This window comes from Streptomyces noursei ATCC 11455, from assembly GCF_001704275.1.
In the GTDB taxonomy this organism is placed as follows: domain Bacteria; phylum Actinomycetota; class Actinomycetes; order Streptomycetales; family Streptomycetaceae; genus Streptomyces; species Streptomyces noursei.
Genome location: NZ_CP011533.1, coordinates 2,881,003 through 2,899,992, shown reverse-complemented (window position 1 = coordinate 2,899,992; position 18,990 = coordinate 2,881,003). Strand labels below are relative to the sequence as shown.

At 74.5% G+C, this 18,990-nt stretch carries 4 protein-coding genes; all 4 read left to right on the top strand.

Translation table 11 applies throughout. The features are described 5' to 3' along the window. Positions 1-3 precede the first annotated feature (3 nt). The 4 genes from SNOUR_RS11970 (at position 4) to SNOUR_RS11955 (ending at position 18,966) form a co-directional block, all read left to right on the top strand. Entirely contained in the window at positions 4-2,751 is a 2,748-nt protein-coding gene (locus SNOUR_RS11970; protein ID WP_067346359.1) for an ABC transporter permease, read from the top strand. A 32-nt stretch (positions 2,752-2,783) separates the two neighbouring features. After that, complete coding sequence (locus SNOUR_RS11965) at positions 2,784-3,200, top strand: hypothetical protein (RefSeq protein WP_067346358.1); 417 nt, start codon at positions 2,784-2,786, stop codon at positions 3,198-3,200. Between the two features lie 190 nt (positions 3,201-3,390). After that, entirely contained in the window at positions 3,391-4,710 is a 1,320-nt protein-coding gene (locus tag SNOUR_RS11960) for a serine hydrolase domain-containing protein (protein ID WP_079142556.1), read from the top strand. 57 nt (positions 4,711-4,767) lie between these two features. After that, on the top strand, positions 4,768-18,966 hold the full coding sequence (locus SNOUR_RS11955; protein WP_067346355.1) for a non-ribosomal peptide synthetase: 14,199 nt from the start codon (positions 4,768-4,770) through the stop codon (positions 18,964-18,966). Positions 18,967-18,990: the final 24 nt, after the last annotated feature.

Sequence of the window (18,990 nt, the reverse complement as noted above, 5' to 3'; positions counted from 1 at the left end):
GCGATGTCCGTTGCCACCGGACCCCGGACCGGCCCCGCGGAGCTGCGGCCGGTGCGCGCCGACTCCCCGGCCCGCACCCTGCGCACCGCCCGCTTCCTGGCCACCCGTTCACTGCGGCGGCACCGCAAGGCATGGGCCGCGGTGTTCGCCGCCCTGGTGCTGACCTCGCTGCTGCTGGGCAGCTTCGCGCTGGCGACCCTGTCGGCGTTCGTCGGCCACGCCCGGGTGGAGCGCTACGCCGCCACCACCGCGGTGGTCACCGGCAACCAGACCACCCGCTACACCGCCAAGCCCTGGGGCGATCCGCCCATGACGGAGACCCAGTCGCTCACCGAACGGGTCCGGGTGCCGCGCGCGGTGGGCGCGCGGCTCGCGGCCGTCCCGGGGGTCAGGGCGGCCGTCGCGGACGACGCCGTTCCCGTCGCGCTCGCCGCCAGGGACGGCGGCCCGGTGGCCGGTCCGCGCAGCGACTCCGGCAACTCCCCGATCTTCGGCCACCCTTGGTCGGCCGCCGCGCTGGCCCCCTTCACCCTGCGGGCCGGGCACGCCCCGACCGGGCCCCGGCAGGTCGTCCTGGACGGCGATCTGGCGGCCCGCGCCGGCGTCCGCACGGGCGAGCGCATCACGCTCCAGACACTGGGCGCCCCCACCCCCTACGAGGTCGTGGGCATCGCCGCGCCCGCGGCACGGGGCGACGCCACCGGGCTCGGTCACCAGGGTGCCGTCTTCTTCGACGACGAGACGGCCCGCCGGCTCGCCGGGCACCCCGCCACCACCGACGCCATCGGGATCCTCGCCGACCCCGGGGTGGACGTCCGCCAGCTCTACCCCCGGCTGCGCCAGGCGCTGGACGGCGCGCACCCGGCCCGTGACGCCTCGGCCGGCACCCGCTACAAGGAGGACGCCACGGCACTGCGGGTGCTCACCGGCAACGGCCGCGGCGAACCGGAGTTCCTGGAGTCGGCGCCCAGCCGGATGAGCCTGTTGATGCTGCTCGCGACGGTCTGCGTCACCGTGTTGATGATCGCCGTCCTGGTGGTCTCCAGCACCGTGGCCCAGGCGGTCCACCAGCGCTCCCGCGAGATGGCGCTGCTGCGCGCGGTCGGCGCCACGCCCCGGCAGCTGCGGGCGACCGTCGCCCGCGAGATCAACGTGGTCGCGGTGGCCGCCGCGCTGCTCGGCGCGATCGGCGCGGTGCCGGTCTTCCTCCAGCTGATCGCGATGCTCCAGGAACGCGGCGCGGTGCCGATGGGGCTCGAACTGCCCACACCGGTCTGGATGTTCGCGGTGCCCGTGCTGACCGCCGGGCTCACCCTGCTGGTGGCCCGGCTGTCCGCCGCGCTCGCCTGCGGCCGGATCGCCAAGCTCCGCCCCGCGCAGGCGATGGGCGAGGCGCAGCGCGAGCCGGCACAGCCGGGCCGCGGGCGGACCATCACCGGGCTGGTGGTGCTCTTCCTCGGCATGAGCTCGGCCGGTACCGCGGCGCTGCAGTACGGGGAGTTGGCCGCGGCGGCCGCCAGTACGGCGGCGCTGGCTCTGGTCATCGCCTGTGCGCTGCTCGGGCCCTGGATCGCCCGCGGGGCGATGCGGCTGCTGGCCGTCCCCGCGCGGCGACTGGGCGGGGCGGGCGGCTACCTCGCGGCCGCCTCCTCGCACGCCAACTCCCGCCGCCTGGGCGCCGCGATCACCCCCATCGTGCTGGTGGTGGCGTTCGTCGGGGTGCAGCTCTCGGCCGGCGCCACCCTCGACCGGCAGGGCGGCGCCCAGGCCGCCCAGGCCCTGCGCGCGCAGCTCGCGGTCACCACGGACGGGCCCGGCATCCCCGACGAGGCGGTCCGCCGCGCCGGGGAGGTGCCCGGCGTGGCCGCGGCCACCGGCGTCCTGCACAGCACCGTCGTGCTGGCCCGCCGCGAGACCGGCGAGCCCAAGCTCGACCGGCTGCCGGTCATGGGCGTCGACCCCGCGGCGCTGTCCGCCACCCTCGACCCCGCCGTCCTCTCCGGGACGCTCGCGCACCTGGGCCGCGGCACGGTCGCGGTGGGCAAGGACCGGGCCCGCTCGCTGGACCTGAAGCCCGGCTCGACGGTCACCCTCCGCTACGGCGACGGCGCCGCCGTCCCGCTGAAGGTCGCCGCGGTCTACCAGAACTCCCTGGCGCTCGGCGACTTCCTCTTCGCCGCCCAGGAGCTGGCCCCGCACCTGGCCGCCCCGCTCAACTCCCGCATCCTGCTGGGCCTGAAGCCGGGGGCCGACCCCGCCGCCGTGCGCAAGGAACTGGCCGCCGCCCTGACGACCGCCGCCCTGCACACCACGGTGACCGAGCGGCCCACGACCGAACACCTCCAGGCCGAGGACCGCGGCATCGGCCAGGTGATCACCGTGGTCGCGGTCGGCGTGATCGGCGGCTTCACCGCCATCGCGGTGCTCAGCACGCTGACCCTGATCATGGTGGGTCGCCGCGGCGAACTGGTCCTGCTGCGCCTGGTCGGCGCGAGCCGCGGACAGCTGCGGCGGATGCTGGGCGTCGAGGCGGCCATCGTCGTCACGGTCGGGGTGGTGGTCGGCGCGCTGGCCGCGGCGATCCCGCTGACCGCGTTCAGCCTCGCGTTGACCGGTTCGGCGCCCTACATCCCGCCCGCGCAGGCAGGATTGATCGTCCTGACGGTGGTGGTCACCTCGGCGGCCGGATACCTGCTGCCCGCCCGCTCGGCGCTGCGCACCCGACATCCGGCCGACCTGACCCGCCGCTGACCACAAGAGACGAGACGAGGAGAGCCCACACCATGGCCCGACGACTGACGGTGACGGCGTTACTGGCCCTCATCGGGGCGGCCGCACTCGTACTGAGCGCCTTCCAGCCCTGGTATCAGGGGCGCGATCCCCGGTCCGTGCCCGTCGCGGAGCTGTTCACGGGACTGACCGACAAGAGCGGCGCCGCGACCGCCACCTCGATGCTGCTGCCGCTCGCGGCGGCCGGAGCGCTCGCGCTCCTCGCGCTCGCGGTCCGCTCCAAGGCGGCGATGGCGCTGGCCGCACTGGTGGGGCTGGCCACCTGCGTGCTGTGGGTGGTCCAGCAGATCCGCGCACTCGCGCCGATCGCCTTCGACTGGACCGCCATCGAGCCGGGTCTGCGCAACGCCGCCGGGGGCGTACTGCTGCTGTTGATCGCCGTCGCGGTCCTCCCCACCAGGGAGCGCTGAGCCACCCCGCCGATCCCGTTTTTGCCCCTCTGACATGCATCTTTCCCACTGCACTTAAAGCCCTGTTCGAACCTTTCGCCCTCCTGAAGACTTCCGTTCGAACGGCCGTCCGCGACCTTGTGCCGCGGCCGGCCGCCCCGGTCGCGTCCCGCGGCCGGGGCACGACCGGAAGCGGGGGAGGGCGTTCGCGGTGCACGGGGACTCAGCGGATCCAGCGGGGTACGGCGCCGGTGACGGCTCCCCCCTCGACCTCGACCTGGACCGTCTCGCCCGTGACTGCGACGTGGCCGGCGGACAGCTGGCCGTCCACCACCACGGTGTGCTGGAGACCTGGGAGTTCGGCGAGGAGGAACCCGGCGCCGGACGGCCGGTGCACTCCGCGACGGCCTTCCCCTACGGGTCGACGACCAAGGTGTGCACCGCCACCTCCGTCCTGCAACTGGTCGGCGACGGCGACCTGGACCTCGACCGGCCCGTACGGGAATGGCTCCCCGAGGCCGGGACGGTTCCCGAAGCGCGGCGCGACCACCCGGCCCTCGCCGCCACCCTCCGCCAACTCCTCAGCCACACCGCCGGACTGCCCTCCGACCACGACGACGCGGACGCCTCCTCGCTGCGCCGCTGGCTGACCGGCTTCCTGGCCGCACCGGCCGACGCCCGGCCCGCCCCGGGCACCTTCTCCTACTCCAACGTCGGCTACGGCATCGCCGGACGCGTCGTGGAGTCCGTCACCGGACTGCCCTGGTACGAGGCGGTACGGGACTACCTCCTGCGCCCGCTGGGCACCGCCATCACCGCGCTGCCCGCCGAACCCGGCTCGCTGCCCGCCGGCGGGCTCGCGGGCAGCGCCGCCGACCTGGTGCGGCTGGGTCTGCTCCACATCGCGGAGCCGGGCCGCCCGGACCTGGCCGACCCGGCGGCCCTGGGGGAGGCGACCCGGCCCACGGCCGGCGCCGACCCGTTCGGGCTGGCCGACGGCTGGGGCCCGGGCCTGGGCCACTTCGGCCCCGCGGAGGACCGCTGGCTCGGCCACGACGGCACGCTGGACGGCGCCACCTGTCACCTGCGGATCCACCCCCGGCGCGGCACCGTCATCGCGCTGACCACCAACTCCCCGACCGGGCAGGCCCTGTGGGACGCCGTGGTCGGCGCACTGCGGGACGCGGGCATCGACGTCGGCGTGTACCGCCCCGCACCCCCGCCGTCCCTCGCGCAGGGAGGCGCCCCCGCCGGCGCGGCGGCCTTCGCGGACTGCACGGGCACCTACCGCAACGGCGACCTGGCCGTGACGGTCGGCCTCGACGGCCCGCACCTCGTACTGGAACTCCCGGGCGGGGCAAGGGAACTGGCCGAGCCGCTGGCCCGGCGGACCTTCGCCGCCCGGGGGGCCGGGGCCTTCCTCGGGCGCTTCGCCGTCGACGCGCGCACCGGCGCGGTCCACGCCCTCCAGTACAGCGGCCGCACCCTCCTGCGGGACACGGGCCGCGCCCACGGCGCACGGCCGCACTAACCCCGACGGCGGTCGGCACACCTCACCCACACCAACGGCGCTCTATGGGGTCTCGGCATGAACTTGGACAACCGCTCCCTCACCCACGGCCGCCCCGCGGCCCACGGCACGACCCTGCACGGGCTCTTCGAGGCCCAGGCCGCCCGCCGGCCCGCCCACCCGGCCGTCACCTGCGGGCCGCTGCGGCTCGGCTACGGCGAGGTGGACCGGCGGGCCGACCGGCTCGCGCACCGGCTCGCCGCGCGGGGCGTGGGGCCCGAGACCCGGGTGGGCGTCTGCCTGCGGCGCGGCCCTGAACTGATCGTCGCCCTGCTGGCCGTCCTCAAGGCCGGCGGCGCCTATGTGCCGCTGGACCCCAACTACCCCGCCGAACGGCTGGCGTTCATGGTGGACGACGCCGGAATCGCCCTGGTGATCAGCGCGACGGACCTCGACACCCGCCCGTCCAACGCGCCCGCCACCCTGCTGCTGGACGCCCTCGACGAGGACGCCTCCGACGAGGACGCCTCCGACACCGCGCCGCACCTCCCGCCCGTCCCCGCGGTGCATCTCCCGCCCGTCCCCGCCCTGCATCTCGACAACACCGCCTATGTCCTGTTCACCTCCGGCTCCACCGGCACCCCCAAGGGCGTGGCCGTCACCCACCGGGGCATCGAGGTGCTGGGCGCCGCGCACGCCACCGCCCTCGACATCGACGAGGACAGCCGGGTGCTGCAGTTCGCCTCGCCCAACTTCGACGTGTCCATCGCCGACCTGGTGCAGACCTGGTACGCGGGCGCCACGCTGGTGCTGCCCGACGGACCCACCCAGGCCGTCGGCGAGGAACTGGCCGCTCTGCTCGCCGGCGAGGCCGTCACCCACGCCATGATCCCCCCGTCGGTGCTGGCGACCGTCCCCCCGGTCGAGCTGCCGCACCTGCGGGGCCTGGCCACCGGCGGCGAGACCTGCCCGCCCGAGCTGGTCGCCCGCTGGGCCCGGGGCCGCCGGATGTTCAACGCGTACGGGCCGACCGAGGCCACCGTCACCGTCACCCTGAACGGGCCGCTGCCGGCCGACCCGGACGGCGCGCCGCACCTCGGCCGGGGCATCGCCGGGGTCCGGGTGACGGCGCTGGACGAGCTGCTGCGCCCGGTGCCGGAGGGCGGCGTCGGCGAACTGTGCGTCGCCGGCCCCGGCCTGGCCCGCGGCTACCAGGGCCGCGCCGCCCTCACCGCCGAGCGCTTCGTCGCCGACCCGCACGGCCCCGCCGGATCCCGGATGTACCGCACCGGCGACCTGGTGCGGCGACTGCCCGACGGCGCCTACGAGTTCCTCGGCCGGGCCGACCACCAGGTCAAGATCCGCGGTCTGCGGGTGGAGCTCGGCGAGATCGAGACCGCGCTGACCGCGCACGAGCAGGTGCTCCAGTCCGTCGTCACCCTCGACGCCGGCAACGGCACCCCGCGGCTCTTCGCGCACTACGTCCCGCTGCGCCCCTCCCCCACTCTCGACTCCGCTCAAGCGGGAGGTACCCCCATCGCCCCCGACGCCGCCGACCTGCGCGCCCACCTGTCGGGGCGGCTGCCCGCCCACATGATCCCCACCGCCTTCGTCGCCGTGGACCGGATGCCGCTCACCCCCAACGGCAAGGTCGACCGCGCGGCGCTGCCCGAACCCACCGCCACCGAGCGGGCCGCCTACGTCGCGCCCCGCACCGACCTGGAGGGGGCGCTCGCGGAGATCTGGGCCGAGGTGCTGGGAGTGGACCGCGTCGGCGTCGAGGACGACTTCTTCCTGGCCGGCGGCGACTCCATCGCCGCCCTGCGGATGGCCTTCCAGGTGACCGGCCGGCTCGGGCTGACGCCCGCCACCACCGCGCTGTTCGACCACCCGACGATCGCGCGGTTCGCCGCCCACCTCGCCGAGTCCGGGCGCGCCGACGCCACCGAGCCGCTGGTGCCGGTGAACCGGCACGCCGCACTGGCCGCCTCCTCCGCCCAACGGCGACTGTGGTTCCTGGACGCCTACGAGCCCGGCGGCGCCGCCTACAACTGCGCCACCGGACTGCGGCTCACCGGACCGCTGGACCACCCCGCGCTCGCCGCCGCGCTCACCGCCCTGGTCGCCCGGCACGAACCGCTGCGCACCACCTTCACCGAGGCGGACGGCCGGGTCCTGCAGGTCATCGGCGAGCCCACCGAGGTCCCGCTGCCCCTGACCGACCTCACCGGTCACACCGACGCGGCCACGGCCCACGACCGGCTGGACGCGGCACTGCGCGCCGAGGTCTCGGCCCCCTTCGACCTGCGCACCGGCCCCGTCCTGCGCGCCCTGCTGCTGCGCACCACCCCCGAGACGCACCTGCTGGTGCTCACCGCGCACCACATCGCCGCCGACGCCTGGTCGATGGACCTCCTGACCCGCGAGCTGGGAGCCCTGTACGCCGCCGCGTCGGCCGCCCCCGACGCCGGGCCCGCGCACCTCCCGGCCGCCGCGGGCCTGCCCCCGCTCCCGGTCCAGTACGCCGACTTCGCCGCCTGGCACCACGATCGGCTGCAGGCGCCGGACATCGACGCCCAACTCGCCTACTGGAAGGACACGTTGGAGGGCGTCGCGCCCCTGGAGCTGCCCACCGACCGGCCCCGCCCGGCGGTGCGGACCTCCGCCGGCGCCCGCCACCTCTTCGACCTGCCCGCCGACACCGTCCGGGCGCTCACCACGCTCGGCCACGAACAGGGCGGCACCCTCTTCGCGCCGCTCGCCGCCGCAGTGCAACTGCTGCTCGCCCGCTGGTCCGGGCAGCGGGACATCGCGCTGGGCACCGTCGACACCGGCCGCGACCGCGTCGAGATCGCCGACCTCGTCGGCTTCTTCGTCGACACCCTGGTGCTCCGCGCCGACGTCGACGAGACCCAGACCTTCCGGCGGTTCACCGCCCGCACCCGCGAGAGGGTGCGCGAGGCGCTCGACCACGCGGCCGTCCCCTTCGACCGCGTCGTGGACGCCGTGCTGCCCGAACGCGACCCCAGCCGCCCGCCGCTCGTCCAGGCCGTGCTGGTCCTGCAGAACGCCCCCGTGGGCCTGCCGCGACTGCCCGGCATCGACACCGCCGAACTCGAACTGCCGCGTGAGGCCGCGCTCTTCGACCTCACCATGGAGTTCTGGCAGCGCCCCGACGGCGCCCTGCGCGGCTCCCTCGAATACAGCACCGACCTCTTCGACGCCGCCACCATGGAGCGGTTCGCCGGCCATCTGCGCTCCCTGCTCGGCGCGCTGGCCACCGCCCCCGACCGCCCCATGGCCGAGGCCGGCATGCTCGGCGCCGACGAGACCCGCCGCCTCCTCACGGAGTACAACGCCACCGGGCGCGGCATCGCCCCCGCGACCCTGACCGCCCTCTTCGCCGACCAGGCCGCCCGGACCCCCGACGCGGTCGCCCTGCTGCACACCGGCACCCGCCTGACCTACGCCCAACTCGACGCCCGCAGCAACCAGGTGGCGCACCACCTGGCCGCCCGCGGCGTGCGGTCCGGCGACCGGGTGGGCGTCTGCCTGGAGCGCGGCCCCGAGCTGATCTGCGCCCTGCTCGGCATCCTCAAGGCCGGTGCGGCGTACGTGCCGCTGGACCCGAAGTACCCGGCCGCCCGCCGCGCGTTCATGAGCGCGGACGCGGGCATCGCGCTGCTGGTCACCGACCGGACGCGGCACGGGGCGGACGACGGCGCCGACCACCTCCCCCGCCTCCTCGTGGACGACGACCGGGCCGCCCTCGACGCCGAGCCGACGCACCCGCTCGCCGTCACCGTCACCCCCGACAGCGGCGCCTACGTCATCTACACCTCCGGCTCCACCGGCACCCCCAAGGGCACCCTCACCCCCCACCGGGCCGTCGACCGCGTGGTGCGCCACACCCCCTACCTGTCCCTCACCGAGGGCGACGTGGTCGCCCAGCTGGCCTCGGTGTCCTTCGACGCCGCCACCTTCGAGATCTGGGGCGCCCTGCTCAACGGCGCCACCCTCGCCATCGCCCCGCCCGGCGTGCTCGCCGCCCCCGAACTGGGCGCGTTCCTCTCCTCGTACGGCGTGACCACGCTGTGGCTGACCGCCGGACTCTTCCACGAGGTCGTGGACGCCGACGTCGAGGTGCTCGCCGGACTGCGGCACCTGCTGGCCGGCGGCGACGCCCTCTCCGCCCGCCACTGCCGCACCGTCCTGACGCGCCTGCCCGAACTCGCCCTCATCAACGGCTACGGCCCCACCGAGACCACCACCTTCGCCGCCGCCGCACGGCTGCTGCCCGCGCACCTCGCGCACGACACCGTGCCCATCGGCCGCCCGATCGCCGACACCCGCCTGTACGTCCTCGACGGCCGGCTGCGCCCGGTGGGCCAGGGCATCGTGGGCGAGCTGTACATCGCCGGTGAGGGGCTGGCCCAGGGCTACGCCAACCGGCCGGACCTGACCGCGGAACGGTTCCTCGCCGACCCCTTCGGCGCCGCCGGCACCCGGATGTACCGCACCGGCGACCTGGTGCGCTGGACCGCCGACGGCATGCTGGAGTTCCTCGGGCGCGGCGACGACCAGGTCAAGGTGCGCGGCTTCCGGATCGAACTCGGCGAGGTCGAGGCGGCGCTCGCCGCCCACCCGGACGTGGCGCGTGCCGTCGTGGTCGCCGCCGCGACGGGCCGGGGCGGCGCCAAGCGGCTCGTCGGCTACGCCGTACCGCGCCCCGGCGCCACCCTGGAACCGGCCGCCCTGCGCGCCCACCTCGCCGCGACCCTGCCCGACCACATGGTCCCGCCCCTCTACGCGGTCCTCGACGCGTTGCCGCTCACGCCGAACGGCAAGGTCGACCGTCGTGCGCTGCCGGCTCCGGAGGCGGTGTCGGGCGACACGGCGCGGTTGGCTCCGCGGACTCCGGTGGAGGAGACGCTGGCGGGGATCTGGGCGGAGGTGCTGGGTCTGGAGGCGGTCGGGGTCGAGGACAACTTCTTCGACCTGGGCGGCGACTCCATCCTCAGCATCCAGGTCGTCTCCCGCGCCCGCCGGGCCGGCCTGGTGCTCGCCTCGCAGGACATCTTCGTACGGCAGACCGTCGCGGAACTCGCCGCCGGGCTGCAGAGCGCGGCCGACGACGACACCGACGTCCTCGACGAGCCCCCCGTGGAGGGACCCGTGGTACTGACCCCCATCCAGCGCTGGTTCTTCCGGACCCACCGCGAGGCGCCGCACCACTTCAACCAGGCGCTCCAGCTCGAACTGGCCCCCGGCACCGACCCGGAGGCGCTGGCCGGCGCGGTGGCCGCGGTGGTCGCGCACCACGACGCGCTGCGGCTGCGCTACGAGCGCACCGGCGCGGGCTGGCGGCAGCGCAACCTCGCCGAGGACAAGACCGTCGCCCTGGACCGGCACGACCTGTCCGGCCTGGACGCGGCGGCCGGCCGCACCGCCATGACCGAGGTCACCGATGCCCTCCAGACCGGCTTCGACCTCTCCACGGGCCCGCTGATCCGCTTCGCCCTCTTCGAACTCGGCGACAACCAGGTCGAGTTGGCGATCGTCGCCCATCACTTGGTGGTGGACGGGGTGTCGTGGCGGGTGTTGTTGGAGGACTTGGAGGCGGCGTACGGGCAGGTGGTGTCGGGTGTGTCGGTGGATCTGGGGGTGAAGTCGACGTCGTTCCGGGAGTGGGCGTCGCGGTTGCGGTCGCATGTGGAGGCCGGTGGTTTTGATGGGGAGTTGGCGTACTGGTCGGGTGTGGGGGCTGGTGTGTCGACGGTGTTGCCGGGTGTGAGGGAGGTGGTGCCGGGTGGGTTGCGGGTGCGGTCCGCGGAGTTGTCGGTGGAGGCGACGCGTGGGTTGTTGCAGCGGGTTCCTGGGGTGTATCGGACGCGGGTGAACGAGGTGTTGTTGGCGGTTCTGGGTCGGGTGTTGGGGGAGTGGTCGGGCCAGGACCGGGTGGTGGTGGATGTGGAGGGGCACGGTCGGGAGGAGATTTTCGAGGGGGTGGATCTGTCGCGGACGGTGGGGTGGTTCACGACGGTCTTCCCGGTGGAGCTGGCGACCGGTGGGCGGTGGGACGCGCTGGTGAAGTCGGTGAAGGAGACGTTGCGGGGGGTTCCGCATCGTGGTCTGGGGTATGGCGCGCTGCGGTATCTGGGGGATCCGGATTCCGCGGCGGGTGAGTTGGGTCGGGCGGTCCGGCCGCAGGTCAGCTTCAACTACCTCGGCCAGTTCGACGGCATGACCGCCGACAGCTCCCTCTACCGGGCCATGCTGCCCAACCCCCGCGGCGAGCACAGCCCGCTGGACGCCCGGCCGTACGCGCTGGACGTGGTCGGCCGGGTCGTCGACGGCCGGCTGGTGATGGAGTGGGCCTGGTCGGACGGCGTCTTCGAGGACGCGACCATGGACCGGCTGGCCACCGACTTCAACGCCGCGCTGGAGGAGTTCCTGGCGCACTGCGCGGAGCCGGGCGCGGGCGGCTGCACGCCGTCGGACTTCCCGCTGTCCGGGCTGGACCAGGCGGGCGTGGACCGGGTGGTGGGCGACGGCCGCGGCGTCGAGGACGTCCTGCCGCTGCTGCCCATGCAGTCCGGAATGCTCTTCCACGCCCTGATGGAGTCCGCCTCCCTCGCCTACTTCGAGCAGCTGATGTTCGTCGTCGACGGCGTCACCGACGCCACCGCCTTCGGCGCGGCCTGGCAGCGCGTGGTCGACGAGGTGCAGGCGCTGCGGGTCGGCGTGGTCTGGGAGGGCGTCGCCGAGCCGGTGCAGGTGGTGCACCGCGAGGTGACGCTGCCCGTGGAGATCGTGGACTGGCGTGGTGCCGACGAGGAGGAGCAGTCCGCCCGTTGGGAGGCATGGGTCGGTGCGGACCGTGCGCGGGGGCTGGATCTGCGGCAGGTGCCGCTGGCCAGACTGTCCCTGGCCCGGCTGACCGACGACCGGATCCGGGTGCTGTTCACCTTCCACCACATCCTGCTGGACGGCTGGAGCCTGGCCCGGGTGCTGTCGGCGGTCTTCGACGGCTACGCGGGAGTCGGCACGGCAGCGGTCTCCGGCGGACGGCGCCTGGCCGACCACGCGCGGTGGCTGGCCGACCGCGACCTGCCCGCCGCCGAGGAGTTCTGGCGCGGCGTCCTCGACGGGTTCGACACCCCGGTGGCCCTGCCGCAGGACCGCCCCGCGGTCCGCGGCCGATCCCGCTCCTCCGCCCGGGCCGCCGTCAAGCTCCCCACCGAACTCACCGAGCAGCTCTACGCGTTCGCCCGCCGCCACCGGTTGACCGTCAACGCCGTGGTCCAGGGCCTGTGGGCGCTGATGCTCGCCGGGCGCAGCGGCCAGCACGACGTGGTGTTCGGCGCGACCACCTCCGGCCGCCCCACCGACCTGACCGGCGCCGACGAGATGATCGGCCTGTTCATCAACTCCCTCCCGGTGCGCACCCGACTGGCACCGGAGCTGGGCGTGGTCGAGTGGCTCCAGCGCCTCCAGGCCGAACAGGTCGAGGCCCGCCGCCACGACCACCTCCCGCTGACCCGCATCCAGGCGCTGGCGGACCTCTCCGCCGACCAGGCACTGTTCGACTCGCTGGTCGTCTTCGAGAACTACCCGGTCGACACCGACGCCGCCGCCGAACACGGCCTGAAGGTCGGCGAGATCAGCGCCGTCGAGGCCACCAACTACCCCCTCAACCTGCTCGCCTACGGCGGCGACCGGCTGGAGTTCGTCCTCGCCTACGACCCCGAGGTCTTCGACCAGGCGACGGCGCGGGGACTGTGCGACGAACTCGCCCGGTACGCCCGCACCGTGGCCGGCGCCACCGGCCGCAAGCTGGGCGACCTGGAGCTGGTCGACGCCGGCCAGCGGCGGCGGCTCCTGGAGGAGTGGGGCCGCGACGAGCGGCACGTCGCACCGCGCACCCTCGGCGAGATCTTCCGGGACCAGGCGGCCCGTACGCCGACCCTGCCGGCCGCCGTCTGCGGTGGGACCACCCTCAGCTACGCCGAACTCGACGCCCGGATCGGGCGGATGGCGCACCACCTCGGCTCCCTGGGCGTGCGCGCCGGCGACCGGATCGGGGTCGCCCTGCAGCGCGGCATCGACTGGCTGGTCGCCCTGCGCGCGGTCCTCCACATCGGCGCCGTCTACGTCCCCATCGACCCGACGTACCCGGCCGAGCGGATCACGCACATGGTCACCGACTCGGGCGTGACGCTGCTGCTGACCGAGCAGCGCCTCGACGGCACGCTGCCCGCGCTCGACACCGTCCTGGTCGTGGCCGTGGACACCCTCGGCGCCGAGCCGGCGGCCCTGCCGGACACCCTCCCGGACGTCCACGACGACCCGCGGGCGCCGGCCTACATCATCTACACCTCCGGCTCCACCGGAGTCCCCAAGGGCGTCGAGGTCCCGCACACCGGATTCGCCGCGCTGCTCACCACCGTCGTGGGGGACCTCGCGGTGGCCGAGGGCTGCCGGGTGCTGCAACTGGCGTCCCCCAGCTTCGACGCCTCCGTGATCGAGGTGCTGATGTCGCTCGGCGTCGGCGGCACGCTCGTCCTCCCGCCGGCGGAGACGCTCTCCGCCGAGCAGCTGGTGGAACTGCTCCAGCACCACCGGATCAGCCACGCCATGATCCTGCCCGCCATGCTCGCCACCCTGCCCGCCGCCGAACTGCCCGACCTGCGGACGCTGTTGGTCGGCGCGGAGGCGGTCAGCGCCGACCTCGTCGACCGCTGGGCGGACGGCCGGCGGATGGTCAACGGGTACGGCCCGACCGAGGCGACCATCGCCACCAGCTTCAGCCACCCGCTCGTCGCCGGGCGCGCGGGCGCCCCGCCGATCGGCCACCCCTGCGTCGACGTCCGCACCTACGTCCTCGACCCCTGGCTGCGGCTGGTCGCGCCGGGTGTCGCCGGTGAGCTGTACATCGGCGGCGAGGGCGTCACCCGCGGCTATGTGAACCGGCCCGCGCTCACCGCCGAGCGCTTCGTCGCCGACCCCTACGGCGCGCCGGGCGCCCGGATGTACCGGTCCGGGGACGTGGTGCGCTGGGGCGACGACGGTCAACTGCACTTCGTGGGACGGGTCGACGCCCAGGTCAAGGTGCGCGGCCACCGCGTGGAGCTGGGCGAGGTGGAGACCGCGCTGGCCGGCCACCCGGCCGTCGGCCAGGTGGCGGTGCTCTTCCGCACGGACGGGCCGGGCGCCCGCCTGGTCGGCTATGTCTCGCCCGCGGCCGGGGTCGAACCGGACGCCCCGGACCCGGCCGCCCTGCGCGCGTTCCTCGCCGACGGACTGCCGGACTACATGGTGCCCTCGGTGTTCGTCACGCTCGACGCGTTGCCGCTCACGCCGAACGGCAAGGTCGACCGTCGTGCGCTGCCGGCTCCGGAGGCGGTGTCGGGCGACACGGCGGGGGCGGCTCCGCGGACTCCGGTGGAGGAGACGCTGGCGGGGATCTGGGCGGAGGTGCTGGGTCTGGAGGCGGTCGGGGTCGAGGACAACTTCTTCGACCTGGGCGGCGACTCCATCCTCAGCATCCAGGTCGTCTCCCGCGCGCGGGCCGCGGGCCTGTCGATCGCCCCGAAGGACGTCTTCGACCAGCAGACCGTACGGGCCCTGGCCGAGCGCATCGCGGAGACCGCGCAGGCGGCACCCGCACCGGCCCGGCCGGCCGTGACCGGCCCGGTGGGGACGACGCCCATCCAGGAGTGGTTCTTCACCTCCCACACCGAGGCCCCGCACCACTTCGACATGTCGATGGCGGTGACCCTCGGGAAGGACGTGGACCGCGCGGCGCTGGCGGCCGCGGTGGCCGCGGTGGTGGCCCACCACGACGCGCTGCGGCTGCGCTTCGTCCGCGGCGCGGACGGCGCCTGGACGCAGTCCGTGGCCGACGCCGCCCCCGTCGCCGTGGACCACACGGACCTCGCCCACCTCCCTGCCGCGGCCCGCCGGGCCGAACGGGACCGCCTGGTCGCACAGGCCCAGAGCGGCCTGGACCTCACCGAAGGCCCGCTGCTGCGCGCCCTGTCCTTCGCCTCGGACGCCCATGACGACATCGAACTGGTCCTGGTCGCCCATCACTTGGTGGTGGACGGGGTGTCGTGGCGGGTGTTGTTGGAGGACTTGGAGGTGGCGTACGGGCAGGTGGTGTCGGGTGTGTCGGTGGATCTGGGGGTGAAGTCGACGTCGTTCCGGGAGTGGGCGTCGCGGTTGCGGTCGCATGTGGAGGCCGGTGGTTTCGATGGGGAGTTGGCGTACTGGTCGGGTGTGGGGGCTGGTGTGTCGACGGTGTTGCCGGGTGTGAGGGAGGTGGTGCCGGGTGGGTTGCGGGTGCGGTCCGCGGAGTTGTCGGTGGAGGCGACGCGTGGGCTGTTGCAGCGGGTTCCTGGGGTGTATCGGACGCGGGTGAACGAGGTGTTGTTGGCGGTTCTGGGTCGGGTGTTGGGGGAGTGGTCGGGCCAGGACCGGGTGGTGGTGGATGTGGAGGGGCACGGTCGGGAGGAGATTTTCGAGGGGGTGGATCTGTCGCGGACGGTGGGGTGGTTCACGACGGTCTTCCCGGTGGAGCTGGCGACCGGTGGGCGGTGGGACGCGCTGGTGAAGTCGGTGAAGGAGACGTTGCGGGGGGTTCCGCATCGTGGTCTGGGGTATGGCGCGCTGCGGTATCTGGGGGATCCGGATTCCGCGGCGGGTGAGTTGGGTCGGGCGGTCCGGCCGCAGGTCAGCTTCAACTACCTCGGCCAGTTCGACACCGCGGCCGCCCCGTCCGGCGAGGCCCTCTTCCGCGCGTCCGACTTCGTCCAGGACGGCGACACCAGCCCGCTGGACGCCCGGCCGTACGCGCTGGACGTGGTCGGCCGGGTGGCCGACGGCCGGCTGGTGATGGAGTGGGGCTGGTCGGACGGCGTCTTCGAGGACGCGACGGTGGACCGGCTGGTGTCCCGCTTCATGGCCGCGCTGGAGGAGTTCCTGGCGCACTGCGCGGAGCCGGGCGCGGGCGGCTGCACGCCGTCGGACTTCCCGCTGTCCGGCCTCGACCAGGCGGGCGTGGACCGGGTGGTGGGCGACGGCCGCGGCGTCGAGGACGTCCTGCCGCTGATGCCCATGCAGTCCGGAATGCTCTTCCACGCCCTCATGGAGTCGGCCTCGCCCGCCTACTTCGAGCAGCTGATGTTCGTCGTCGACGGGGTCCCCGACCCGGCCGAGTTCGCCGCTTCGTGGCAGCACGTGGTCGACGAGGTGCAGGCGCTGCGGGTCGGCGTGGTCTGGGAGGGCGTCGCCGAGCCGGTGCAGGTGGTGCACCGCGAGGTGACGCTGCCCGTGGAGATCGTGGACTGGCGGGGCGCCGACGAGGAGGAGCAGTCCGCCCGTTGGGAGGAATGCGTCGGTGCGGACCGTGCGCGGGGACTGGACCTGCGGCAGGTGCCGCTGGCCAGACTGTCCCTGGCCCGGCTGACCGACGACCGGATCCGGGTGCTGTTCACCTTCCACCACATCCTGCTGGACGGCTGGAGCCTGGCCCGCGTCCTGAGCCTCGCCTTCGACGACTACACCGCGCGCCGGGACCGCAGACCGCTGCCCGCCATCGCCGGCGGCCGGCGTCTGGCCGACCAGGCCCGCTGGATGCGGGAGCGGGACGTCCCGGAGGCGGAGGAGTTCTGGCGCGGCGTCCTCGACGGGTTCGACACCCCGGTGGCCCTGCCGTACGACCGCCCGACGGACCGCGCCGGCCAGTCCCGGTCCTCCGAGCGGGTGAGCGTGGAGCTGTCGCCGGAGCTGACCGAGCGCCTCTACGCCTTCGCGCGCCGCCACCGGCTGACCGTCAACGCCGTGGTCCAGGGCCTGTGGGCGCTGATGCTGGCAGGGCGCAGCGGCCAGCACGACGTGGTGTTCGGCGCGACCACCTCCGGCCGCCCCACCGAGCTGACCGGCGCGGACGACATGCTCGGGCTGTTCATCAACTCCCTGCCGGTGCGCACCCGGCTGGCACCGGAGCTGGGCGTGGTCGAGTGGCTGCAGCGCCTCCAGGCCGAACAGGTCGAGGCCCGCCGCCACGACCACCTGCCGCTGACCCGCATCCAGGGACTCGGGCAACTCCCCGCAGACCAGGCACTGTTCGACTCCCTGGTGGTCTTCGCCAACTACCCGGTGGACACCGACGCCGCCGCCGAGAACGGCCTGAAGCTCGGCGGGATCACCGCCGTCGAGGCCACCAACTACCCCCTCAACCTCGCCGCCTACACCGGCGACGGGCTCACCCTCACACTCCTCTACGACCCCGAGGTCTTCGACCGCTCCACCATCGAGGCGCTGCGCGACGACCTCACCCTCCACGCCGAGACGGTGGCCGCCCCCGACGGGGCCGACCGCACCCTGGGCACGCTCGACCTGGTCGACGCCGAGCGGCGGCACCGCATCCTGGAGGAGTGGGGCCGCGGCGCCCCCGGCGAGCCCGGCACCACCCTCACCGAGGTGTTCGCCCAGCAGGTGGCCCGCGCCCCGGGCAACACCGCGCTGCTCGTCGACGGGCGGGAGCTGAGCTACGCCGAGGTGGACGCCCGGGCCAACCGGCTCGCCCACCGGCTGGTCGACCTCGGAGTGCGTCCCGACACCCGCGTCGGGGTGTGCCTGGGGCGGCACGCCGAGCTGTTCGTGGCCCTGCTGGCCGTGCTCAAGGCCGGCGGCGCCTACGTACCGCTGGACCCGGAATACCCGGCCGACCGGCTGGCGTTCATGGTCACCGACTCCGGCGCGGAGCTGGTCGTCACCGACACCGCCTCGGCGGCGGCGCTGCCGCCCGGCGACGCCCGGCGGGTGCTGCTCGACGCTTCGGACGACGAGGCGGCCGACCGGTACCCGGACACCGCGCCCGAGGTGCCGCTGCACCCCGACAACCTCGCCCACGTCATCTACACCTCGGGCTCCACCGGCCGCCCCAAGGGCGCGGTGCTGCCGCACCGCGGAGTGCTGCGGGTGGCCCGCGACCCCAAGCTGGCGATGAGCGAGCGGGACGTGGTGGGCCAGTTGGCCACGGTGTCGTTCGACGCCGGGACGCTGGAGATCTGGAGTGCCTGGCTCAACGGCGCGGCGCTGGCCGTCAGCCCGTCCCGGGTGATGTCGGCGGCCGAGACCGGGGAGTTCCTGCACACCCGCAAGGTGACCGCGATCTGGATCACCGCGGGGCTGTTCCACGAGATGGTCGACAGCGACGTGCGGATCTTCTCCGGGCTGCGGCTGATCATGTCCGGCGGCGACACGCTCTCGCCGGCGCACGCCACCAAGGTCGTCGCCCAACTGCCCGGCGTCCGCATGATCAACGGATACGGGCCGACCGAGGGCACCGTCTTCACCTCGCTCCACATCGTGGGCGGCGGGGGAGGAGCCGAGAGCTCGGGGCCCGCGGACGCCGGCCCGCTGCCCATCGGCACCCCGATCGCCGGCACCCGCGTCTACGTCCTGGACCCCGCGCTGCGGCCGGTGCCGCCGGGCGTGCCGGGTGAGCTGTACCTCACCGGCGACGGCATGGCCCGCGGCTACGTCAACCGGCCCGGCATCACCGCCGAGCGATTCGTCGCCGACCCGTTCGGCACGCCCGGGGCGCGGATGTACCGCTCGGGGGACCTGGTGCGCTGGCTGCCCGACGGCAACCTCGACTTCGTCTCCCGCACGGACTTCCAGGTCAAGATCCGCGGTCTGCGGATCGAGCTGGGGGAGATCGAGGCCGCGGCCGCCGCCCACCCCGGCGTCGCCCAGGCCCTGGTGCTGGCCCGCGAGGACATCCCGGGCAGCAAGCGCCTGGTGGCCTACGCCGTGCCGGTACCGGAACAGGCCCCCGCGCCCGAGGAGCTGAAGGAGTTCATGGCCCGCTCGCTGCCCGGCTACATGGTCCCGGCGGCGGTGATCGTCCTGGACGCCTTCCCGCTCACCCCGAACGGCAAGGTCGACCGGCGGGCACTGCCCTCGCCCGAGGAGGCGGCGGGAGAGCGCGCCGAGCACATCGCGCCGCGCACCCCCGGCGAGGAGATCCTCGCCGGCATCTGGGGCGAGGTGCTGGGCCTGGCGCAGGTGAGCGTCGAGGACAACTTCTTCGACCTCGGCGGCGACTCCATCCTCAGCATCCAGGTCATCTCCCGCGTCCGCGAGGTCTTCGTGACCGATCTGCCGGCCCGCGCCCTGTTCGACAACCCGACGGTGGCCGCCCTGTCGGCGGCGGTCGAGGAACAGCTGCTGGCCGAACTGGAGCAGGAGCAGCCGCGCGACTAGCCCGGCCGGCAGCCCTCCGAGAAC

Coding starts and splice junctions, on each gene's coding strand:
- SNOUR_RS11970 (WP_067346359.1), top strand. CDS start 4: ATGTCCGTTGCCACCGGACCCCGGACCGGCCCCGCGGAGCTGCGGCCG.
- SNOUR_RS11955 (WP_067346355.1), top strand. CDS start 4,768: ATGAACTTGGACAACCGCTCCCTCACCCACGGCCGCCCCGCGGCCCAC.
- SNOUR_RS11965 (WP_067346358.1), top strand. CDS start 2,784: ATGGCCCGACGACTGACGGTGACGGCGTTACTGGCCCTCATCGGGGCG.